Genomic DNA, 24,466 nt, shown 5'->3' with positions numbered 1-24,466 from the left:
AGCTGCTTCGTATGCTCAGGGGGTGCTGCATTGAAACAACTTTACGTTCTTTTCAGCCTTTTCACGGCGATGTTGCTGCCTCTCGGTGTGATATGGCTCAAGTCAGTTCTTGTGATCTGCTCACCAGTGCTTGAGTTCCTGGCCGCGAGTGGCTTGAGCGCTGTGCTGGTTGCCGGTTTGGCCTGGCTCGGTGGAGCGGATCATTGCGCTATCTTTGATTCTCGTAGCGGTTTGATGGACAAACTTATTCAATGTGAAAATAGTGTTCTAGGAGTAGCTCATGAAGGTTAAATTGATCGTAGCACTTGTGTTGGTGATAGTTGTGTCCATCCCGTCTTTGTCGATGGCTCACGAAAATGCACACTATTTTGATTGTTCTGAATGCCATCTGAGTGGCGGGACGCTCAATGAATTGGCGGGCCAGAACGTCTGCTTCAGGTGCCATGACGCTAATGCTCCAAAAGACTCACCCTTTAATGCAGGAAGTCGATACAATCCGACAGCTGCGGTTAATGTCCCTCCCACTACAACGTCACACTTTGATGCCGGTGACGCAAGTGATGTGTATAACAGTGGTGTTCTTCCTGGCGCTCAGACTTCCCATCACTGGGCGGTTGCGACTACGTACAATTCCTCTGCCGGGTCAAAGGAGCCAAATCGTACTCTCTACCCGAATATGTACAGCAAGTACAACGTCTCTACTGGCAAGGTGACCTGCACCCGTTGTCATGATCCTCATGGTGATTTTGAGACCAATCCCAAATTGCTGCGTTTGTCTTCTGACAACATAAACCCAATGGCTGAGGACGAATTGTGTGTGGCCTGCCATAGCACTTTTGTTTCTATAGGCGATCGGGATAATCATGGTTTGATGTCGCACCCGATAGTCAATTCTGCAGAAATTAGCACCTACGTCACAGGAAATCCCGCCTACAATATGGCGCAAGTTCAAAACTACAATTCGGCTGCTCCCTACACCAACAGTGCAATTTTGATCGAGGGCGGTGTCAGCTGTTCGAGCTGCCACGGTCCGCACTTTACCGATTCCAACTCATCGACATCTGATGGACCCGGGGCCTCAGGTGGTGATGGCATACTGCTGCGCAGTGATGGCCCAACCAGCCTAGGTGTAGACCGCAACGAGACTGCGCAACTGCGCTCCAACCTCTGTCAGTCTTGCCACACCTACAAGCTGCACGGCAAAACGGCCTCTACCAATAGAGTAGGCTGTCTCGATTGCCATGGCGGCCATTCTTATAATGATAACACGCCGAGCCTCTATGTCCTGAACGGTGGTTGGAGTCTCGATGCCGTGCCGACTCGTGCCAACCGGGTCTTCAACACGGTGAAGCTGGTCAATTTTCCTCCTTTTACAGTCACATATAACACCGGTATTACTTGGTCAGACAGGACTGACGGAGACGCTAACGGTTTCTGCGAAGCCTGCCACGGTGATGTTCAAGGTGGTAGCATAGTCGCTGTTTCAGCCCAACACCGTGATATCGCGACTTCTGAATGTACTGATTGTCATGACCATGCCGATGTCAACATGAGCTTTACGGCGCCAGAATCACAAACGGCCTGCGGCGAATGCCACGGTTTCCCGCCCTATAAAAATATCCGTGGTGATCGTGCCGCAGAATATGATGCCAGAGACGGTGGCTATGCCTACTACAATGCGCTCGGTTACGATTACCTCAACGACGGTGACTATAAGCCTGAAGCTTCGACTCCTCATAAGGCCCACGCCGGTCGCGATCTGAAATCCGATGCCGTGACACCGCTGCCTGGTTCAGACGGTTGGTATTTTTTCGACGGGGCTTTAGGCGGCGGTGATAGTCCCTGTGATCCCTGCCACGGCCCCAATTCCGGCGATGATATTTTAAGCAATCACAAGAAGAACAATGCCGGCACCTTTAATGATGTAATCTTCGATAAGATTGCCACCTACAATGGCGTCATCGCGACGAGTACATACAACCCAGGTGTTAATGGCAGCTGCACCGACATCTATTGTCACTCCGCCGGAGCCCCTCGTACCGGCGATTCAACGCGTAACACCGACGCCGGTCTGGTCACGACCCCGAACTGGAATGGTGGAAACAGCGCGATTCTTGGCAAGACTCCCACTGACCGTTGCCAGACTTGCCATGGTAATGATACCGCCTCCATGAACCCTGCAGGGACGATAAACGACAACACCTGGGAGGTCCATGACGCTCATTTTAATTCGGTTGTTATCGGTACCAACTGCAACATCTGTCACGCCAACACCGCCATCGACGCGACCACCTTGACTGCCAACGCCACCGACCATCGTGCAGGCGGTCAGCACGTCAACGGTGTGCAGGATGTCGTTTACAACGCGACAATTCTATATAATGCCCTTGCTGGTGAAACTTACGATTCCAACGGCGACGGCACCTGCTCGGTCTACTGCCACGATGCGACTTCTACGACCCTTCCCGCCGGTAATGGCCTGTCCGCCGACTGGGACGTGGCTGGCGCCATGGAATGTGACTCTTGCCACGGTGGCCGACCTCTCCTTGATGGCACTGTGATTTCTTCTGGTACGCATACCCGGCACGTTTCAGATCCTTTAGGCCCTCAGCTTGACTGCTCCGATTGTCATGATACGGGTGCCGATACCGGTACCAATGCCGGTCATATCGATGGCCTGCTTACTCTCAACTCGGCATTGCTCGGGGTTCATGGCGATGGCACCCTTGTCTCCGATACCGCGGACATCTGTTTGAATTGTCATGGTTATGATGGCGAAGCGGGTGAAGTCATGCCCAAGTGGAGCGATCCAAATACAACCGACTGTGCAACCTGCCATGCCGGCAGCGCCTGCGGTGGAACTTTTGACGGCCAATCTCCGCCCCTGATGCCATGGGCCCGAACTGGCGGTCACGACCGCAAGGATGCAGATAATGGAGCCTATCCGAGCGGCTACAGGGCAGCAGAAGCTGACTGCCTGACCTGTCACGTTGACGACAGCCCCAACCACTGGGATAGAACCTCTTATGCGTCCTCTGCCGATGAGCTCGATCTGCTGCTGCTCTATAACACCGCCGGATTTGCCCCTGCACCTTACGTTGGCCAGGAAGACCAGTACTGTGCCAACTGCCACGGTGACGCACCCAGCCGAAACCATCCGACCCATGTTGCACAGAATGCAGATAATCAGAACATGGCGACCCACAAAGGCAAAAAATGCGTGGCCTGTCACAATGTTCACGGCGAAGAGTTTAATCTCACCATGATCTGGAGTTCCCCGAGCGACCAGATTCCTCACGACCAAACATCTACCGGTAAATACGCCGCCGGGAACGTTGTTTTCACCAACAGAACCGACTTTACGGGCGGTAACCAGAATTCCTACGATGAGGATGATAATTGGCCCGACGGCGTTGATAATGTCGCGATTCTGGAAAGCAACGCTGACGATATCTGTGCTGTCTGTCATAGCGTGGCCGCAGGTATAGACCATAACAACATAGATAATATAAGTAGTAATTCGAGTCATGCTAGCCTCCCTGATCAACTTGGGACAGACTGCTTTGAGTGCCATCTTGCTCATAATTCTGCAGATCCGACGGATGTTTTCAAGCCCGGAGCGGGAACGTCATGTACCGGCTGTCATGGATACCCGCCGCCAATAGGCGCCCATCTGCTGCATAGCGCTACGACCAACGATGATGGCACTGATGATCGTTCAGACTGTGCTTATTGCCATGGTGCAGACGTTCTTAGTTACACCTACGCGGTCGGCGAGTTTAATCACAACGTCAGCAGGGCTTATCGTCAGGATGTGCTCAACACCACGATCGGTTTCAACAATGCTGCAACACTTACGGACAATACGGACGATACCTGTACCAATGCCTGTCACAATACGGACCTGTCCGACGGTACCTGGGCCGGCGATGCAAACGGCCTGGATTGTGACAAGTGCCACTATTATTCCAACAGTCCGTCCGGCCCTGCCAACGACAATCATGGCAGCGTTGGTGACGGTCGCGCCGAATCGATCAGTCTCAGCCATAGCGAGCACTTTGAAGCGGGTAAAGTCTGTGGTGATTGCCACGACATGACCAGCTCAGAATACAACAGCGGCATCCTTGGTAATTCCATTCCAGGTCCGCTGGCCCATATCAATTTTAACAGTGGTGTTATCGATTCGATTGCATACTATAACGGCGCAGCACTGGCAGAACCCAACGAAGCCGGTTTTGATGAAGGCGGTGGTGTGCGCGACGTCCTCCCCGCTCTTGGTTATGATGATCTCAACACCTGTTCAAGCGCCACCACCGGCTGCCATGCTACGGGCGCAGCGGAGTGGTATACCCCCATTGATGACGGCAATGCAGGTTGCCTGCAGTGTCACACTGATACCCTCGACACCAACTTCAACCCGACCTCTGGCCTGCACAACAATACCGCGCCCCTGACGGTAACCGGTAACGCCCATGATGGCAGCTTCTACAACGGCTCCACCTTGGCCGTCCCTGCTGATTGTGTCACTTGCCACACCACGGACCCCTCCAGCGGTCACATGGATGGCAACCTGCTTGGTACGCAGGCGGTCATCGACCTGGCCATTGGCTATAACGCAACCAACCTGACCTGTAACACCAGCTGTCACCTGGCCGACAAGAACGGTACTTCATGGGCCTACAAGTGGAGCCTCACCGCCTACAGCAACGCTGGCGATGGTGCCGAGTGTCAGAATTGTCATGGCGTATGGGACGATTTCCGGGCCGGCGTCAATCACCGAGGCCAGGTTCTGGCTACTGATCCCCAACCGAAAAATACTCACGGTAACGGGACCTTGGGGTGTAAAGACTGCCATGCCCTGCAGGCTGCAACCGGTTACACCTATACTCCCCTTACGGCAGACTGGAACGACAATGATCCGGGCCAAACCGGTTTGACTGCAGAGACCAGCAACCATGGTGACGGCCTGATCACGCTCAACTATAACGGCTTTACTTTCGGTCGTGACGGAGGCACCCTCTCCGGTTGTCTCCCTTGTCACAGCCCCCAATATGACGGGATCAACCCAGGCCAGTTCTCTTTTACCACAACCAGTTGGCCATTAGACCAGGTGCTCGGTGATACCCTCGCATCGACCTGCTATCAGTGCCACGGTGGTCAGCATACCGGCCCGGCTCAAAACAGTTTCTGGCCGTATGGTGATGGCAATGAACAGAACAACGCTGAAGACAATAACTCCGGCGCGCACAACACTCATATTCTGGAACTCGCCAGGGTGGTTTACCCGTCAGATGTTGGCGCGAACGATACAGAGATGATCACTAACCTGCTTACGGACAACACTCTCCACCCAGGGACCTCCGAAGAGAAGCAGAAGGAGCTGTGTTCCTACTGTCACGTCACCCCGAACCTGGTGGGCGACTCTGGTCATAACGATGGCCTGCCGGCCGATGTTAACAACAACAACTTCTACTTTATGGTGGGTAAGACGCTTGACGGTGACGGCGTCTATTACAACAGCAGCGCCATTGTTAGCCTGCAGGACACCTGTGCCTCGATCGACTGCCATTTCAATAAGGATACAATAAACGACGTCTACGGTTGGTACGACGGCAACGACGGCGACTGCATCATGTGCCACGTCGATGTCACCGACGGTTCAGTAGTGGACTCCAACGGCGGCACCCACGTCGCCCACATGAACTCGGCGGTTCTCGGAACCACCGCAAACTTCGGCATGACGATCGCCTGTAGTGATTGCCACGGTCCCGGTACGGTTTCCTGGGATAGCAATGCACCCACAACCTCGGACGGCGTTGCACCGACCAGCAACCATATCGATGGCACCTTTGCCGTCGAAGGTGGCGACAAGATTGACGGCAGCACCTATGTCTACACCACCGATGTGGGCTGCGGCACCAACTATTGCCATAACGATGGTAACGGCGGAGCACCTGCTTATGATACCAGCCCCGACTACAGATGGGGTGTGGGCCTGACCGACTGTGATATCTGCCACGCTGATCCGCCGGCGGCAACGGCTGCGCACACGGACCACATGACCAGCACCACCTACGTGCCGGGCGGTTGTGGTGAGTGTCACACGGCTGCGGATGACATCAAACACATCGATACCAAGGTCGATTTTGGCGGCGCGATCACGGACCCGCTCAACAACAGCGGTTGGGACAACACCTGTACCAACAACTGTCATGCATCAGCACTGGGGGGCACTCTCTGGTCCAGCACGACGGTGGTGAACTGCGTCGACTGTCACGCAGGCACTTTTGTCGGCGGAAACAACTGGCGCGGCATAACAGGCAAGAACTACAATTCTGTGTCCGGTCTGCATGCCACCACGGCAAGTAATGTCACCTCACATGGAGAGAACCCGCCCGACATCTACTGTGTCGACTGCCACCTCGATTATGATGCGGCACCACCCAGCCATGTTGACACTGTCTGGGAAGATGATTTGACCAGCAACGGAGAAACCCGCTTCCTGAATTCTGCCACCATGACCTATGGCGAGCAGGCTCCCAACAGCTCGACCTGTTCCGGAACCGGAACGGCTCTCGGCAGCTGCCACAGTGATGGCGGCAACTGGTTCCGACTCTGGTCAACAGACGCCGATGTCGACTACGTCGCCAGTCCGGATCCAAGCCAGGCGGTTTGTAATGTCTGTCACGGAACCTATTCGAGCATCGCCAATTCAACAGGTTGGCGTGAGGGCACGGTCCACTTCCGATCCGGCTCCGGTGCGAACGAACTGAAGGGCGATGGCTCCCACACGCCTGATGACCCGAACCAGTGCGAAGCCTGCCATGGTTATGATTCGGCGATTTCTCACGAAGTGGCGAATACGATCACATTCTCCGGAAGTGGGACCACATTTACCCTCGCATCGGGCGCAACGGGTTGGTATTGTACCAACTGCCACGATGATCGCAGTGCCGAGGTTGCATATAATACTGGCACCCACACTTTCCTCGATTCGCTGGCGTTCCCGGCATCTATCAATTATGTGGCTGGTACAGAAACTCCCGAAGGGGGCTGCACCAGCTGCCACGGCCAAGATGAGTCCTGGCCGCTCCTGGCTTCTCGCGACGAAGCGGATTGGCCAAACCGTGACGGTAAGCACACTGAGCATGTCCACGCCATTGCTGCGCACATGGGCGCCGACAACGCCACCAACCGTGACAACACCTGTAATTACTGTCATGAGAACCATGGCGGGAGCGGCCCGACCCATGATGATTCAGCGCTTGGATATCCGGACTACATGCCTTCGGCCGACTGGGCCTTTACCGACATGTTCGGGGTTGATGATACTGATGTTATCGTCAACTACGCAAACCGTGGCTCGACAGCGGTCGCTCCTTATGAGGAAGTCACCTGTACAAACGTCAACTGTCACTTCAGTAACAGCTACACGCCGCAATGGTATGACGATGTCTATGGCCCTGAGCAGATTACAGATCTGACTTCGCACCTAGGCGATATTCCCGGCCGGATCAAGCTGACCTGGACCTCTCCGGGCGGCGACACGAACTATCCGAACACAACAGCGTACAAGTACGACGTCCGCTACAGTGATGACGGCGGTTCTGTCGACTGGAGCGCTGATTATAACTCGGCGACCAACTTTGTTGGCGGCTTGCCGATCACGTATCTGCGCGGAGAGGCAACTGAGTTGATGGTCGATAACCTGGACCCTGCCAAGAGCTACCGGTTTGAGATTAAAGCCCAGGATACTGCAGGCAACTGGTCACCGGTGTCCAATACGGCGACAGACGTACTCTCACCTGCAGCTGACCAAGTCGCTCCAGACTTCTATGGCATTGACAGTGTGAAGCGTGGTGACGAGGGCGGTGCCCTTAACCTCTGGTGGACCAACGCCGAAGACCACTCGATGTACAACATGGCGACTCTGGCTATGAAGCCGATCACCTACGACATCTGGTGGAGAGATGAAAATGTTGACGGTGACCTTGATATGGATAATCCTACTCACGGACCCCAGGTGACCGGCTTTACCGGAACCGCCTACGAGATTGAGGGCCTGGTAAATCAGGATACCTACCAGGTGGGTGTCCGTGCCTGTGACGCGGAAACACCCAAGAACTGTGATGACAATACCATCATCGTGAAAGGGACACCGACCAAGGTTCCCGACACCCCGCTCTCCATAGATATTTATACTAGCGAAGGCAGTTTGGTCATGCCGATAGATGGCATACCGGCTGGCTCGCCAACAGGGCCAACGGCATTCGGCGAAGGTGCAGCCGGGATTACCTTCTACGCTCCGGCTGCCGGCGCGGAGACCAGGTATTATGTCGACAGCTTCTCGGCTTATATTGATCCGGGGAACACCAGTCAGACCATTTACGCGCAAGCCGGGGTCTGGACTGGCAGTAGCTTTGTCAGCGGCGGGGCCATGGGTCAATCAGCCTTTTCAAAGCGTTCGCCAAAACTGGCGACATTCAAGATTGCTGATACCGGTGGCGTTATTGTGCCTAATGGCCAGTCTATTGCAGTTCGGCTAACGACAGAAACGTCGAGCGGCAATACCGCTAACGTCGAATATGGCTCGGGGACAACCGGCGGCTCAGCAACGATTGGCTCACGGTTTATCAACACCGTCCCAGCCGCCGTTACGGGGGCTGCGCAACTCAACCCGGGTGAGGCGATTGTTCAGATTTCATGGACGCCGGGTCTCCTTGATAGTGACGGATTGGACAACGCGACAGAAGACCCGATTCACTTCGATGTCTATGGGACAGACACGGGTGGCGCTCCTTACGAATACGTCATTGCCGAAGAACTCGATTTTGCCACCAACAACATTGAATGGAACACCCAGGCCGATGGCATCACCGGCGGTACCCTGGGGGTTCTGATCAGGGCCGGTGACGGCTATGAACACACGCCTGTAGAAATTCCTGTCTTGCCTCAGACAACCGCTGACCCTTGGGATTATGTCGCTCCCGATAAGATTACCGATCTGAGTGTCAGGTCGCGGCCCAAGTCGGGTACGGTCACGCTAAGGTGGACGACTCCAGGCGATGATACTTACAACAACGGTCGCGCCAGTGCCTTTGATATCCGTTATCTGGATTCCGATATTGCCCTCACTGATTACAATAGCGCAACTGTGTTTAAACGTTCGCCTGCCCCCGATTTCGGTGGCCATATCAACGAGCTCGAGGTCACCGGTTTACTCCCCGATACACCTTACTGGTTCGCGATGAAGACGATGGACGAGGCGGGTAACCTCTCTGAGAAGTCTAACATTGTCGGCCCGGTCAACGGCGGCCCTCGCTGCGGCATGTGTCATACCACCGGCCCGAGTGTTGTCGAGTCGGAAGGTAACCACAAGCTGCACGGCTACACCCTGAACGATTGCACAAAGTGTCATGGCGCGGTTTCTGCTAACTACGGCCTCGACCACCAGGATGGCCAGCTGACCATGGGTTATCTGCAGGACGGGCCTGTGACCCCAACGATCAATGGCGCCATCATCACCTACTATAATGCGAGTGGTGTCATCATGTATCAGGACACTGATGGTTTTGGCGGCTTCGGCGATGGCAGTTACAACTCGGTAGGTGTCGGAATCGACGACGGCGGTTGCTTCAACTTCGGCTCACAGGGCTTGTTCGGTTGCCACGGCCTGGCCGGCGAAGATCCCGATGGTGCTGGTAGTCAGTACCCGCTCTATAACACGCCGATCTGGCTTAAGTCTGCCAACCTGGACTGCGGTCGCTGTCACGGTAATCCGAACCGGACTACCGATCTCTACGGTCGTGATTATGACAGCACCGTGCTCTATAATGCCGTTCAGGATCAGATTATCGGTTCACCGGGCGCCGACAACCGCGGTGGCTGGGATTACAACTCCGCGAACGTAGATGAACGTAAGCATATCGGCCAGCATGAGAAGCACCTCAACTACAGCTTCCGCTTCAGCAAGGGCGACAGCTGTAACCTCTGCCATCCAGGCCATTACGATCTGAGTCAGGTGGAAGAGCTCGACGGCAAGCACGGCGACATGATCGTCGATGTGGAGCTCGATACCATCGCAGCAGGTCCCGATGCCTACTACGCTGAAGGCACTACTGGTGTAGCGGGATCTTGCGGTAATATGGACGCCTACAGGTGTCATCCTTACGATGAAACCCCTCTGTGGGATAACCAGGACAACTTCCCCTGTATCGGCTGCCACACCATGGGTGGCGTTGACAATATTTACAATATCGGTCACCTCTCGGATGAAGTCGGAAGCCTTGTAGTTGATCCTCTAGAGCAGAATAGCTACGAGGGCAACCCGGGCAACTGTACCTGGTGCCACTTTGCCGGTCATCCGCGCGATGATGTTAATGGCACTGCCCTGATCCTGCCCAACAACGCGCTGGTCGGTGTCAACTACGCGTCGGAGGGCATCCACCTGCGCAAGCAACCAGGAGGCACAGGCGGCGGGCACTCGGTTTACCAGACACAGGCTGAGCTCTGCTGGGGCTGTCACGATGCACAAACAGACCAGGTCAGTGAGTGGTATGCCGATGATGGCCCGGGCGGTACGCCGAACAATAACCTGAACACTGTTTCATTGACGGCCGGCGATTCCAACTATAACTACGGCTACCTGAACCAACTCAACTGGATTGGTGCTACCTGGACCAGTGACAAGTTCGCCTACAAGACCGGCCTCATCATGTCCACGCATTCGACCAATACGGGTGGAACCAGCTTGGTCTATAACTCAATCATTAACGATACCAATAACGGCAACACGAGTATTGATGTCTGGTCGGAAGACCTGGATACGGTTGGCAACCTGCAGTGTCACAACTGTCACGATGTCCACGACATGAACTTTGCTGAGAACGATAAGATGAACGGCCCTCCCTACCTGCGTGGCAGCTGGGTCCGTAACCCTTATCCCGAAGACGGTGCGCCGCAGTCCGGCACCGATTTTAGCGCCGGGCAGACGAACAATAATTACGGCGCCGTGCCACGCGCTGGTTCTGGCTACAATCAGTCGGGCGGCTTCCAGATCGACCAGAATAACCCGGACGCCACCAAGGGCCTGTCACTCTCTAACTCGGCCGGTATCTGTACATTGTGTCATGGCACAGTTGTCAACACCATGGACTACACCTCGGATAATGGTGGCGATGGTCTGTGGATGACTGCCGGTAAAAACGGCCACTCCAACTCGGCCCTTGGCGGTACTCCTGCTACCTCGGGGGAGGCGTCCGATATCCTTAACTTCACCAACGCCGGAGGACGGCACACGATCAGCGGTACGCCTCCGCCTGAACTGACCGCCAACTATGCCGACCCGCAGAACCCTTCGATGGGTTATCAAAGCGTGAACATCGCAGATGGCGCAACAAATCGCCAGGTGGACGGCTTCCGTTCGGTCTACAAAGGTACCTACGGCTGGTTAATTGAACCGAAGATTGATGCCAATTACGCCTACGCTTCGTATAGCTGGGGAGCAACTCAAGATAACGGGACCATCAATCAGGGGTATCATTCCTTTACCTGTTCCAAGTGCCATAACCCTCATGCTTCGCGTCTGCCGAAGTTGCTGATTACCAATTGTCTCGACACCAAGCAGAACAGTTGGGACGATGGCAAAGTTATTTCCGGCACCAGTGGCGGAGAAACTCTCTCTCCGAATGCCGACAACAATAACAAGTCGTTCTCTAACCTGACTTCGGCACAGAACTGTCACCGCCTCGGTGATCCCGCCCAGAATGGCGGTCAGGGTGGCACGGGCGGCGGCTGGAACCTGGTCACCCCGAGGCCCAAGATGCTGTAATGGCAGACCATGAAATGATGTTGAAGATTGAAGGCCGGGCTTGTCCCGGCCTTCTTTTATTGTTTTTCGTAGTTATTAAGGTGTCTATGGTTTGTATCCTTGCACGGAGAAGGGGCTTTTTTGAGTCCTTTGCTCAAGAGACCTGTTTTTGATTGTGGTTTGGAAATAAGGAGTGCCTTTAGTTTTTAGGCAAAGAAACGGCTGACCCGAGCCACTGGTGTCACGTTAACTGTTTGTCTCTACAGAGCCCTGGCTGCGGGCTTCGTCAAGCAGCCCTTGCAGGTGTTCACGGATGTTGGGGTAAAAAAGGGCCGCCCACTTTAGCTCTAAAAGCTGTTCAAGGAGTGGTATGGCACTCTCACCATGCTTGGCATCGATAAGACCTTGAGCAAGTTTAAGGGCGATAAAGGGATTGTTCGGGTGGCTTTCAAGCGCCAGACGAAGCATTCTCTGGGCTTCGTAAGGCAACCCCTTCTCGCCGGCCTCAGACGCTAAAGCCAGGTACTCGAGGCTGTATACCGGGTCGTGCTGTACGGCTTCGGCAAGGTGGCCGAGTGCGGCGCCGGCGGTTGCTTTGAGTTCCCGGCTGACCTGGTACAGAGCGAATTGCAGCGAAGCGTCTTCCGGGTTGTTCTGGGCCAACTGCAACAAGAGCTTGCGGGTCTCTCCGGAGAGGAACATTTCCGGCAGGTAAAGCGCGTTGGCACGCTGTTGCCATGCCTGGGGCAACTTCTCGTCCAGCATGTCAGGTTGTTTAAATAGCTGGGCGAGGACATCGCCAACAAATCGCGAACTCAGCGGGATTTCGCCAGAGACCTGTGAATAGGAGACGCTGGCGAAGATGGCTTTAACCTGTTGGTCGCGCAGCTGCTTCAGCGTCTGGTAAACAAGCGAATAGATGCCGGTTTTGATCTCTCCCTGGTAAAGTGGCGCCAGAAAACTGAGGTCGAAGTGGAGAACTGCCGGTCCGGAAATCTTGACCTCTGCCTGAGGGTGCAGGGCATGGAACGGCAGCCCCCGCACTGTTCCGGAGAAGACTCCGTCATGCAGAGTCAAGCTTTTCGCTTCTTCGTCAGACATTGCGCCAAATTCGACCATCTGAGTACGGAAGGTTTCGACCGAGAGAGTTTCTTTGTTCACACCTGTCGGCATCATCCAGTAAACTGCTGAAAACAGGCCGGCTTCGAGCGCTGAGTGGAGAGCCATCTTCGGCATAATGGCAGGATCTGGGCTATCGTAGCGTAAAGCTTCCCGGTCTTGCGCGGCGAGCCGCTCCAAAAGCCTTTTTTGAATGGCAGCGGGGGCCGGTTGCATCAGGGGGTCGTTCGAGTAGAGCAGTAACGCGGGGCGCAGATCCCGAAAGGTGTACCACTTCTGCAATGCCTGGAAGGGCAACTCGTAATGCTTCAGTTCGATCGAATCATGCAACAGGATCTTTCCCTGCGGTGTTTCGTTCGCAGACTCTGCTGCCTTGTGTGGCAAACTGGCAGCCAGGGCGTCTTGGCAAAGATGGACACCGGAGAAGAGCAACAGCGTGGCACAAATCAGTGTGATGTGACGGAACATGGAAACTCCAGGCCGAGGATCATAACAACTCAAGGCGATTTTTAGAATTATTGAGGTGGAGGTAAAGGCTCATCTATCAACAGGTTGTGATCGTCTAAACGAGCGGAGCATGTTATATTATCAAAAACTCATACATGGTGGAAGTGTGCATGAAAAGTTTGCCGTTATTTCTCAAGAATTCGGAGTCAGGATGCGTAAGCTATTAATTCTGTTTGTTATCCTAATGGTTTATGGTTGCACAAGCATGACATCTCAGAACTCGGTGCTACGCCACGAGCAGGATGAAAGCAGGGTGCTCACCGAGAAGGAATTTATGGCGCGTGTCTCTCAGTCGGCGGACATTATTTACGATGGCATGAACGCCATCAGTGAGGCCGCTGAGCGGTATGCGCTTGATCATGATGGTCGCCTGCCGCCTGGGAATCTGAAGACAATAAAATCCCAGTTTCTGGATTCTGGCTATCTCAAGGCATGGCCGGAGGTTCCCCCTTTCGCGTTTGCTGATCCTGTTCAGTACGAATTTAATTATGTAAACGGATATGACAACCTGGATAACATCGGGGCTCATGATGATGTTATTTTTGTGCCGGATCTAAAAATTGAGGTTTGCGAGGAATTTGTCCGACGTTATTCAAACTCCGCTACGGAAGACCTTATCTACGACCATGAAGCGAATAATGATAGGTATCCCGGAGAGACGATCGGCAGGCATGTGAAAATTTATGCCATTACTTGGGACAGGAGTGAGAAACCTGATTATTGTGATATCGAGTGGGTGATGCAATATAACGATTGATCTCTGTTAAATCGGTGACAGTATACTTATCTCAAAGTATGCGAAGCTAGTAGGTCTCCTGTCGCCGAGAACCTGGATGCACTCAAACGGGGAGACTCGAATTGTCTGACCCCGTCGAATTAATAGGTCCAATGACATTTCTCAATCGATTGTGTTGTATGTAAGAACGGGTGGGAAAAACACTGGGCTTAAAATGTATTGAAATCTACCTCTGTTGATCACTTGAATGCAGTCTTCTATGAAACCGAAAAAACCCCTGGGATTTTCATCCCCTATACTCCATTGTTTTTTTCTGCTGATTCTGACCTATGGTCTTTACTATCAGACTTTTTATAACGAATGGACTCTCGATGACCTGAAGGTTTTAGTCAACAATCCAGACATAAAGTCGTTGTCAGGCTTTTTTGAAAATACCAAACCGGGCAGGCCTTTAAGAGAATTTACTTTTTTAGCTGATTACGCCTTCTTCGGGCAAAGCCCGTTCGGCTACCATTTCCAGCATCTCTTTTGGCATGGGCTTAATGGCATTCTCATCTATCTTCTGGGGCGAAAGCTCTTTTCCCGGGCGCTCCCCGCACTTTTGGGTGCGGCCCTTTTCCTGGTCCATCCACTCACGGTTGAAGTCGTAGCCAACATTTCCCATCGCAAAGAAAGCTTGTCGCTGGCCTTTTCTCTCCTTTCTTTATTCGTGTTTGGGTGGGCTCATCGCAGCGAAAAAAGCAAACGGTTGATTCTCTTTCTCGGGTGCTTTTTGCTCTACCTGGTTGCCTGTACGGCAAAACAAAATGCGTTTCTGGTCCCCTTGCTCTGGCTCGCTTATGAATACCGTTTTGTCGCTTCGGGAAAACGTGTCCTGGCAATAACCTCGCCAGGGAATTCATTGATCATTCTTTTCTGCGCTGGTTGCAGCGCATATCTCTGGAAATTGATCTCTATGGGCGGGGTGGGGGCGCTGCAGCTGCATGCGTGGAAGGCCATAAGCCGCATGGATTTATACCCGAAACCTGATTTTATCGATTATGTTCACCTGCTGCTGAAATCTTGGGGAACCATGCTGGCAAAGATTGTGTGGCCTGTTAACCTGGCTCCTGAGTACTCTATTCAGGCCCCGGCGACATGGCACGAATTCCCAGTCATCCTGGCTGTTCTTACGAGTGCCTCGGTGTTGATAGCCCTTTATCGATCCAGCGGGCAGCATGAATCTAATGTCTTCTTTGCGCTTCTCTGGTGCCTGACCTTCTGGTTGCCAGTCTCCAACCTTTGGCCTGCGGCAGCGCTGGCTGCGGATCGGTATTGGTATGCGATTCTTCCCGGACTGATTTATTTGTTTTTGCAGGCAATAAGACCGCTTTTTGAAAGCCATCACAAAATAACAGCGGCAGTGATTGTATTTCTGTGCCTGGCTTTTGCGGCTATTAGTTTTCAACAATCACAGTACTGGCGCACCAATGCTCTACTCTGGCAACGTGCCGTGACTGTCAGCCCGCAATCCTCGGTTGCCAATCACAATATGGGGGTCACTTTGTATTTGAACGGTGAGGTGGAGCCGGCGCTTGAGTATCTTCACAAATCGGTGTCATTATATCCTTACAAAAAAATTGGTTACTATAACCTTTCTCAGATCTACACCAGGCTTGGCCGACATTCTGAGGCCCTGGATGCCAAGCATAAAATGCGTCTTCAACCACCTTGGGAGCGCCACTAGCAGCCTGAATTCGGTGACAAGCCTGAATTCGGTGACAGTATACTTAATTCAAGGCATGCGAAGCTAATAAGTATACTGTCACCGAATTGATTTGGTTGTATTGACAGGTCGCTCGCTTTGGTTAGACTGGGTGGCATTGTATTGTTATGAAATTTTTGAATGGAGGGAGTCATGGCACGTATTGCTCGGGTTGTTGTCCCCGGCTATCCACACCATGTCACGCAACGTGGCAGTCGTCGTCAAGCAACATTTTTCCGCGAAGAAGATTATCAGAACTACCTGGCCCTGATGGCACAATGGTGTCGCCGTCAGAGAGTCTCGATCTGGGCCTATTGCCTGATGCCAAACCATGTACACCTGGTTGCCGTGCCCGAGACTGCCGAAGGACTGGCGCGCGCCATCGGTCAGGCACATCGACATCACGCCCTGATAGTCAACGCAAGGGAAGGCTGGAGTGGCCATCTCTGGCAGGAGCGTTTTGCCTCATTTGTCATGGATGAGTCATACCTAATGGCGGCCGTGCGCTATGTCGAGTTGAATCCGGTGCGGGCTGGATTAACCACCTTTGCGGAAGATTATCCCTGGAGCAGCGCCCGAGCACATTTGCATCAGGCGGATGATATCCTTGTGAATACAGCTCCCATGCTCGAGCGGGTTGACGATTGGAAGGGCTTCCTTGCCTCGGGTGATTCTCAACATGATAGCCGGTTTATCCACCATGCAAATACAGGCCGACCGCTTGGGCGAAAGGAATTTATCCTGGGACTGGAGCGTATCTTTAACCGGCCGATGCGTCCTCAAAAACCCGGCCCGAAAAGGTAAATGATTACAATTTGGTGACAGTATACTTATTTCCCGGCATATGGTTGGGTTAAGTATACTGTCACCGAATTAATCGATGGTTGGGATGTTGAGTTCTGCGAGTTTTCTGTGTAGGGCTTGTTGTGCGTGGGGTTCGCCGTGGACGAGGCGAACGTGTTTGGGCTTTTTGCGCATGCGTTTGATGAAGTTGACCAGGTTCTGCTGGTCGGCATGGGCTGAATAACCGGAGATGCTGTGGATGCGGGCGCGGATGTCGTAACGTTTGCCGTCAAGAACGACATAGCCTCCCTGTGGACCATATTGCTGGATGGCGCGTCCCGGGGTGCCAGCGGCCTGGTAACCGCTGAAGAGGATGTCGGTGCGTGGGTCGCTGATTGTGGCTTTCAGGTAGTTGACGATGCGGCCGCCACTACACATGCCAGAGGCGGCGATGACGATACAGGGTCGCGCTTTGCGTTGCAGATAGTCGACGGTGTAGAGATGATCCTGATGACTGTCGATCGTGGTCATCTGTTCGAAAGCGAGAGGCCTGCGGCCGCGTTTGAGCTTGCCGCGTGCTTCCGCATCCCAGTAGGGCTGCAGTTGCCGATAGAGAGTTGTGAAGCGGCTGGCGAGGGGTGAGTCGAGAATGATTTCCAGCTCTTGCCAGGGCAGGTCGCATGCAGCAAAGCTTCGCTGATTGCGGTGAATTAAATCTTCTATTTCGTAGAGAAGTTCCTGGGTTCGACCAATGCTGAAGGCTGGAATCAGGATGACGCCGCGATCCTGGAGTGCGAGTTCTATCATTCTCTTTAGCTTTTTCTTGCGGTGTTTGCGGTCTTCGTGAAGACGGTCACCGTAGGTGCTTTCAAGGACCACCAGGTCGGCTCCATAGGGAGGCTTCGGCGCTGGAAGGAGAGGGGCATAAGGGGCACCGAGGTCGCCGGAGAAGATGATGCTCTCTTGTTGGCCGTGATGCTTTTTGAAACGGCATTCCAGATAGGCGGAGCCGATGATGTGACCCGCAGGTTGCAGGCGAATGCTCAGGCTGTCCCTAGTTGACGTTTCAACCTGTTGCCAGCTGTTGTACTCGATGGGGTGCAGTTGCTTCTTGATGATTTTTAAAAAATACTCGATTTGCCGTTTGTCACGGGTGAAGCTGATTTTCAGGGCATCCTCGAGAACGGTTGGCAGGAGGTGTGCGGAGGCCAGGCTGCAGAAAATCGGCCCTTTGAAGCCTGCGGCAATCAGGTAGGGCAGGCGGCCGACGTGATCAATGTGGACGTGGGTAATGACCAGACCACGAAGATGCTTGACGGCAAAGGTGATCTCCATTTCTTTGCCAGATTCTTTGCCTTGAAAGATCCCGCAATCGATCAGAAGGCCACACTCTTCTGAGATACGCAGTTCGTGGCAGGATCCGGTTACACTGTGCTGAGCGCCATGGTGAATGAGTTGATAGCCAGAGGCTGTGAACATGTGGTGTTCTCCGGAGGAGGCTGATGGCTAGCAACCTGCCGGACTAACCATGAACTGGCTGCTAGAGGTTGAGTTGCTTATTAGTGTCTCTTATCCTTTTGAGTGGGCGGATAGATATTAGACGAAACTTAGAAAGTTTTCCACGAATTATCTGTGGCTATGGTCGTCAGGCTGTCACTTACGGGTAAACCGGGCGTCTTTTTGTGACAGTCTGGTTTTGTCTTGTGCTTTTAGGCTCATGTTTTGCAAGTATAATGTATGACCATAAGGCTCGTTAGGTTGTTGAAGATACGGAAATCTTCGTGAGCCTTGTTGGTTCGGGTTGATTTGTTGCTATATTTCGCTATATTAGAAGTGCTTTTCAGAAGCGTTCCTCTGTACGGAGTGCGTGCGGAATCGATTCTGATATATGATTTACAATCGTAATGTCGGTGAAAAGGAGAAAGCCATGAGTAAGAAAGCAGGTATTTGGCTGATAAGCGTTGCACTACTTGCCTTGGCGGCTGGTCCGGCCATTGGGCAGGAGTTTGTTGACGTTTCCAAGCAGGCGGGTGTCGCTGATGACGGTCTGGGTAAGGGGGTTGCCTTTGCCGATGTCAACAACGATGGTTTCGTCGACCTGTATGTGTCGAATAAGGGAGGCAGCAACAAGCTTTTCCTCAACAAAGGTGACGGCAGCTTCAAGGATGTGACGGCCACCGCCGGAGCCGGTATCGACTCTCCTGGGTTTACCATGGGTAGCGTGTTCGGTGATTATGACAATGATGGTGACGTCGATCTCTACCTGGCGACAGGTGGTCAGTACGAAATTGAAGCCAACCGCCTCTTCGCCAACAATGGCGATGGCACTTTCACTGATGTGACCGCCGCTGCTGGCGTTGGCCTTAAAGAGTTTACTTACTCGGCAAGCTTTGCCGATTACGACAACGATGGCGATCTTGACCTCTACTGCGCCAACTATGGTGTCGGTGCCAAGAACGTACTCTTCGCTAATAACGGCGACGGTACCTTCACTGATGTGACCGATGCTGCCGGCGTGGGCGATAAATCCTGGAGCTGGATGGGCGTTTGGTCCGATATCGACAACGATGGTGATGTTGACCTCTATGTTGTCAATGGACGTTACCCGGCCGGTGAGCCAAACAAACTTTTCGTCAATAACGGTAACGGTACCTTTGTCGAAGGTTCTGCTGCTGCGGGTGTCAACGATGCCAACTGGGGCCTCGGTGGCAGCTTTGCTGATATCGACAACGATGGTGATCAGGATCTGTTCGTTTCCAATTATATCGGCGGCAACAACCTGTACCTGAACGATGGCGTTGGCGTCTTTACCAAGGCCAGTCACAAGATCGCCGGTGAAGAAGGCTGGGGCAAAGGGCCGACCTTTGGTGACGTTGATAATGACGGCGACCTGGACCTCTACGAAGGTGACTGCAAGCTGGCCAACCAGATGTACATGAACGATGGTGACGGCAACTTCGTTAACGTCGCTGCTGATCAGCCTCAGCTGCAATGTGCAACCGTTCGTACCAAGGGAACCGCTTTTGCTGATATCGACAACGACGGCGACCTGGACCTCTATGTGATCAACTGGGGGGCCGAGAACAAGCTTTACAAGAACAACCAGAACGATGGTAACTTTGTCAAGATTGCCGGTCTCGGCTTTGGTGCCAAAGTTGCTCTCTACGATGGTGAGCAACTGGTCGCGACCCGTGAAGTCAGATCTGCCACCGGTTTCTGTGCTCAGGAGCCTGCTGTCGTGCATTTCGGTGCTGAGGCTGGCAAGGCTTACGTGGCAAAGATTTCCAAACCTGGCAGTGAAGCGGTCAGTCTGGCTGTTAAGACGGGTCAAACCGTCAAGGTTAAATAAGGAATTCGTAAAGATAACCATAAAACCGTGGGCTGGTTCTCAGATGGGCGGCCCTCACAGAGGAGGATGTTATGAAGAAGTACATGAAGCCTAGAGTTGTAGGGAGCAGTAACGTACATCCCTGCTAAAGAAAAAAGAAAGAGCCGGCGATAAGCCGGCTCTTTCTTTTTGTGGTTATTTTTTAGTGGGAGGGACGGTTAAGTTACAATGCTTGGACAGAACCTTGAATGGGGTAAGTTTTGTTCCTCAACCCTCACTCCTTTACCAATGTGATCTCGATATCATCAAACATCAAGCTGTTGCGGTCATGGGCGCCTTCCCGGAAGAGAATCACGTGAACCATATGGGTCTCAGGACCTGTGGTGAAGGTGAAGGAGTGTGTGTCTGAGGTTGTACCGGTAACACGTTTCCCCTCGTGTACGCCACGGTAATGCTTATTGTGTAACTCTTCTGTGTACTGAGATGGAATCCAGAGGAACTGGTCAAATTCGAGGATGCCGATTCCGGCCGACGCTCCTTCAGGCAGTTCCGCAGCCAGTCTAAAAGAGACTTGGTATTTAGACTGCGGTTCAACCGCCAGCGGCGAGAAAAAACCGACAGAGTCGATGGTGTTGATGCTGCGGAAGGTCCAGCCGCGGTTGCCTGAGCTTTGTTCTTCGGCCACGCCGGTGACTTTGACCAGGTGCTCGATAAAGGTGTTCCAATAGGGCAGACGGTCGCTATCGTCTGCTGGCCTGAAGTCGCCGGCCCTTGGAAAGAGCGAGAGTTTGGGAGCTCCCTGGAAATCTTCAAAGACTGGTGGCTTGGGTGGCTCTTGCTTCTCTTGCTCAGCCTGAGAATCCGTTTCTTCGAGGCTCGTGGCCTGTTCTGAAACGATTGTTAGTTCTTTGGTTTCTTCCTGGTCTTTTTGTGCTGACGCTGGCGGTGTTTCAACAGGTTGCTGAACCTCTTCCTGGCATCCTGAGGCAAAGAACAGAGTAAGGCAAAGGCTTGCAAATATCAGTGTGCGCATAGGAGTTCCTCTTGGTTGGCAAAGTTTTCGCATTATAGTTGAGAACACAACGCGAATCCAGTCTAACTGAACAACCACAGCAACAGTTCTTGTTGTTTGCTTCTAGTGTCGGTCAGAGTTGTTGACCGAATGTGCGTGTGAGGGCTAGAATTCGGTATCCGGTCATCTTCTCCATCTTGAGGACGTATTTATGAATAACTTATCGAGGGTCTGTTTATTTTTGGTGGTTGCCAGCCTGATGCTGACAATTACCTCTCACGCCGCCCTCATCAAAGGTAAAGCGACAGTCAGCTCAGGGGCCATCGCCGGTATTGTCGTTGTCGCTTATCCGGCCGAAGTCATGACTTTTGACGGCCCGGCTCCGCACTCTTCCAAGGCGACGGCAGACGACGGTCTCTTCTCGCTGGAGCTGCCCGGCGGGCGGTATTACCTGTTCGCCGAGGGGGCGCAGCTGTCTGCTTTTTATGGCCGGAATCCGATAACCGTACCGGAGGAGGGCCTGACTGATGTCAACCTTCTGCTGACCCCCGACAATCTTCCTGTTCCAGGAGAACCAACTACACTGGAAACCGGGGTTGCCGGTACCGTCAGTGTTGATGGGCAGCCGGTGCAAGGTGCAATTGTGACCGTTTACCCGGATCTCTCCAGCCAGTTGAAGGGCATGGGCTTGGGAATGGCGGCGCCGACAGATGAGCAGGGCTATTTTGAGCTGCCGCTCACTGTCGGCACCTACTACCTGGTGGTCAGGGTCCGTCAGAGCGGCCAGATGGCAGGGCCTTTAAAAGCCGGGGATCTATTTGGCTACCTGGCCGGGAATCCTTTGGTCATCAATGAGGGCGCTCCGGCTCGCGTGCATATCCCACTGATCGAGGTCCCGGAGAAGGTGTCTCGCCATGCGGCCAACCTGTTTGGCAATACCTCGATTTCCGGTGTGGTCCTTGATCCAAAGGGAGAGCCTGTGGCCGGGCTGCAGGTCCTGCTCTACGAAGATTCGATGATGCTCAATCGACCCCTTTATGTGTCGCAGAAAACCGCTGCAGACGGGCGCTATCAATTATCTTTCCCTAAAGGGGGATACTACTACCTCGCTGCTCGCAATGAACTGGGCGGAACACCTGCTCCTGGAGAGGTCTACGGGCGCTACCAGGGTACGCCGGATCACTCGATCAAGATAGAGACGGGCAAAGCCCTCGTCGATATCGAGATTGTCGTTGATGAAGTCTATTAGTTTGCAATGCGAAGGGTGAACCCTGATCGTAAGCAGAGAGGGACAGTCACCATGCGTGCGCTGTCCCTTTCTGGTTGAAGGAGGAAATTATGCTGAAATACGATGAACTGGGCCAAGGTCTTCCTGTGGTGCTGCTGCACGGTTTTCCGCTCTGCCGGCAGATGTGGGCGCCGCAAATGACTGCTCTTGCTGATGCCGGTTACAGGGTTATCTGCCCTGATTTGCCAGGCTTCGGCGAGAGTGCTCCCCTGGCAGGGCCGGCCAGCATGTCGAACTATGCCGATGCCATCATCGAGCTGCTCGATGAACTCGGTATTGACCAGACCGTGGTTGGAGGCATGTCGATGGGGGGCTACGTGTTGCTCGATCTGCTTGAACGTTATCCTCAACGACTGCTGGGGGCGATGTTCCTGGTCACACGGGCGGCTGCAGACGATGCCGCTGGCAAGCAGAAACGTACGATGATGGTGGAGCAAGTCAAGGCTGGCAACGTCCTGACGATTCCGGAAACCTTTGTCCCCGTTCTCTTTGCCAAGGAAACGCCCCGGCAAAATCCCCAGTTAATTCTCACGGTGCGTCAATGGGTGGAATCGACTCCCTCCTCCGGGCTTATCTGGGGGCTTGTGGCCATGCGCGAGCGTTATGATGCCGTGGATAAGTTGCCTGCCTTTGCTCTTCCTGCCCTGGTGGTCGGTGCCGAGCAGGATCTGGCTGTGCCCCTTGAACACTCTCAGGTGTTGGCAGAAGGCTTGCCTGACGCTATGTTGAAAATTATTGCCGGGGCCGGGCACATGGCAAACCTTGAACAGCCGGAGTTGTTTAACGCGGCATTGCTCGATTTTCTTGACAGCCTGACTTGATTCGTCCCTTCTGGCACATAGGCACGACATTCTTCGCCAAAGCTGGCGCATTTTTGTTATTATTCCAGCTATGAAATGGCTTCTCCTTACACTCTACCTGCTTGTCCTCGCCTGCCGCCTCTGGCTGCGTCACCTGAATCTGCAACACCTGAAAGCCTACGGCCAGGAGGTCCCTGCCGGTTTCGAAGGGATTGTTGACCGGCAACTGCTTGCCAGGACATCGGCCTATACTCTGGCCACCAGTCGGGTCGGCTTGATCGAATCGTTGTTCTCGAGCCTGCTGCTGCTCCTCTTCGTCTTCGGTGGCTTGTTGGCATGGTACAATGGCTTGATTGTCGGTGTGACAACGTCTTTTGTTGGTCAGGGCTGCCTGTTTGTCCTTGGCCTTCTCTTGGCGCAAACGCTGATAGACATCCCGTTCAGTCTTTATCGCACTTTCGTTATTGAAGAACGCTTTCAGTTTAATACCTCGACTCCGAAACTGTGGATCACTGACCTGCTCAAGTCTTTAGCTGTCGGTATGATTCTTCTCTCATTACTCACCGCGGGTTCCCTGGCCCTCGTGCAAGCCAGCCCGAAACTCTGGTGGTTGTGGGTTTGGGGGCTCTTTGCCTTGATGACCTTGATTCTGATGTACCTCTCTCCGGTGCTGATAGAACCGCTTTTTTTCAAGTTTCAGCCATTACAGGATCAAGCGCTGGCCGAACGCGTCAAGGACGTTATGAAGCAGGCCGGTTTGCAGGTTGAGCGGGTTCAGCAGGTCGATGCTTCGCGGCGGAGCAAGCATTCAAACGCCTATTTTACAGGCATCGGACGCGTCAAGCGAATCGTCCTCTTTGATACGCTTCTGGAGCAGATGTCCGATGATGAAATTCTCGGTGTCCTTGCCCACGAAGCAGGGCACTGGAAGCTTGGACATATCTGGAAACGCTTGTTAAGCATGGAGTTGGTTTCTCTTGTTGTCTGTTGGTCGTTCTGGCGGGTGCTCTCTTGGGATGGCTTGTCTGGTTGGTTTGGCCTTGTTGAGCTTTCTTTTCTCGGCAAGGTCCTGCTGGTTGGCTTCCTGGCCAGCCTGGTCAGTTTCCCTTTGACGCCATTTTCCAGTTTGAGGTCAAGACGCCACGAATGGCAAGCTGATCAGTTTGCCCGTAATCTGACCGGTGAGCCCGGGTCTTTGGCCAGCGCCCTGGTGAAACTCTGTAAGGAGAATCTGAGTAACCTGCATCCGCACCCCTTTTACGCCTGGTTCTATTACTCTCACCCGCCTGTTGTCGAGCGGATTGCCAGGCTGACAGGCACAGAGAGACGTCTTTAAGCGC

Annotated in this window: 12 protein-coding genes; 9 read left to right on the top strand and 3 right to left on the bottom strand. The window is 53.4% G+C overall.

Going from position 1 to position 24,466, the window contains the following annotated elements; all coding sequences use genetic code 11:
- Window positions 1-30 precede the first annotated feature (30 nt).
- Together P9J64_11545 and P9J64_11540 are read left to right on the top strand one after the other, a co-directional pair.
- Window positions 31-291 (top strand): hypothetical protein, encoded by a 261-nt coding sequence (locus P9J64_11545; protein ID MDG5468953.1) that lies wholly within the window; start codon window positions 31-33, stop codon window positions 289-291.
- Window positions 281-11,830 (top strand): CxxxxCH/CxxCH domain-containing protein, encoded by an 11,550-nt coding sequence (locus P9J64_11540; GenBank protein ID MDG5468952.1) that lies wholly within the window; start codon window positions 281-283, stop codon window positions 11,828-11,830. The genes P9J64_11545 and P9J64_11540 overlap by 11 nt, the downstream gene beginning before the upstream one ends.
- 225 nt (window positions 11,831-12,055) lie before the next feature.
- Here the strand turns inward: P9J64_11540 and P9J64_11535 are convergent, their stop codons facing one another.
- Window positions 12,056-13,396 (bottom strand): hypothetical protein, encoded by a 1,341-nt coding sequence (locus tag P9J64_11535; protein ID MDG5468951.1) that lies wholly within the window; start codon window positions 13,394-13,396, stop codon window positions 12,056-12,058.
- Between the two features lie 190 nt (window positions 13,397-13,586).
- Here P9J64_11535 and P9J64_11530 point away from each other — a divergent pair, with 190 nt between their 5' ends.
- The 3 genes from P9J64_11530 to P9J64_11520 all read left to right on the top strand — a co-directional run bounded on the left by P9J64_11530 (window position 13,587) and on the right by P9J64_11520 (window position 16,719).
- Window positions 13,587-14,192 (top strand): hypothetical protein, encoded by a 606-nt coding sequence (locus P9J64_11530; GenBank protein ID MDG5468950.1) that lies wholly within the window; start codon window positions 13,587-13,589, stop codon window positions 14,190-14,192.
- Between the two features lie 238 nt (window positions 14,193-14,430).
- Entirely contained in the window at window positions 14,431-15,897 is a 1,467-nt protein-coding gene (locus tag P9J64_11525) for a hypothetical protein (GenBank protein ID MDG5468949.1), read from the top strand.
- A gap of 171 nt (window positions 15,898-16,068) precedes the next feature.
- Window positions 16,069-16,719 (top strand): transposase, encoded by a 651-nt coding sequence (locus P9J64_11520; protein MDG5468948.1) that lies wholly within the window; start codon window positions 16,069-16,071, stop codon window positions 16,717-16,719.
- A 69-nt stretch (window positions 16,720-16,788) separates the two neighbouring features.
- Here the strand turns inward: P9J64_11520 and P9J64_11515 are convergent, their stop codons facing one another.
- A complete protein-coding gene (locus P9J64_11515) occupies window positions 16,789-18,177 on the bottom strand; it encodes an MBL fold metallo-hydrolase (protein ID MDG5468947.1) in 1,389 nt (462 codons plus the stop codon).
- Window positions 18,178-18,625: 448 nt separating this feature from the next.
- Between P9J64_11515 and P9J64_11510 the strand changes: the two genes are divergently transcribed.
- Window positions 18,626-20,047: a CRTAC1 family protein gene (locus tag P9J64_11510; protein ID MDG5468946.1), complete on the top strand. Its 1,422-nt coding sequence runs from the start codon at window positions 18,626-18,628 to the stop codon at window positions 20,045-20,047.
- Between the two features lie 253 nt (window positions 20,048-20,300).
- Here the strand turns inward: P9J64_11510 and P9J64_11505 are convergent, their stop codons facing one another.
- The gene (locus P9J64_11505) at window positions 20,301-21,059 is read right to left on the bottom strand and encodes a hypothetical protein (GenBank protein MDG5468945.1); all 759 of its coding nucleotides are present in this window, start codon (window positions 21,057-21,059) and stop codon (window positions 20,301-20,303) included.
- A gap of 190 nt (window positions 21,060-21,249) precedes the next feature.
- Between P9J64_11505 and P9J64_11500 the strand changes: the two genes are divergently transcribed.
- From P9J64_11500 to P9J64_11490, 3 genes are all read left to right on the top strand, one after another.
- The gene (locus P9J64_11500; protein MDG5468944.1) at window positions 21,250-22,287 is read left to right on the top strand and encodes a carboxypeptidase-like regulatory domain-containing protein; all 1,038 of its coding nucleotides are present in this window, start codon (window positions 21,250-21,252) and stop codon (window positions 22,285-22,287) included.
- 89 nt (window positions 22,288-22,376) lie between these two features.
- Entirely contained in the window at window positions 22,377-23,147 is a 771-nt protein-coding gene (locus P9J64_11495; GenBank protein ID MDG5468943.1) for an alpha/beta hydrolase, read from the top strand.
- 70 nt (window positions 23,148-23,217) lie between these two features.
- Complete coding sequence (locus P9J64_11490; protein ID MDG5468942.1) at window positions 23,218-24,462, top strand: M48 family metallopeptidase; 1,245 nt, start codon at window positions 23,218-23,220, stop codon at window positions 24,460-24,462.
- Window positions 24,463-24,466 lie beyond the last annotated feature (4 nt).

The organism is Deltaproteobacteria bacterium IMCC39524, assembly GCA_029667085.1.
GTDB lineage: Bacteria > Desulfobacterota > Desulfuromonadia > Desulfuromonadales > BM103 > M0040.
Note: the sequence above shows the minus strand (reverse complement) of the source record. Positions and strands in the feature narration are given on the sequence as shown.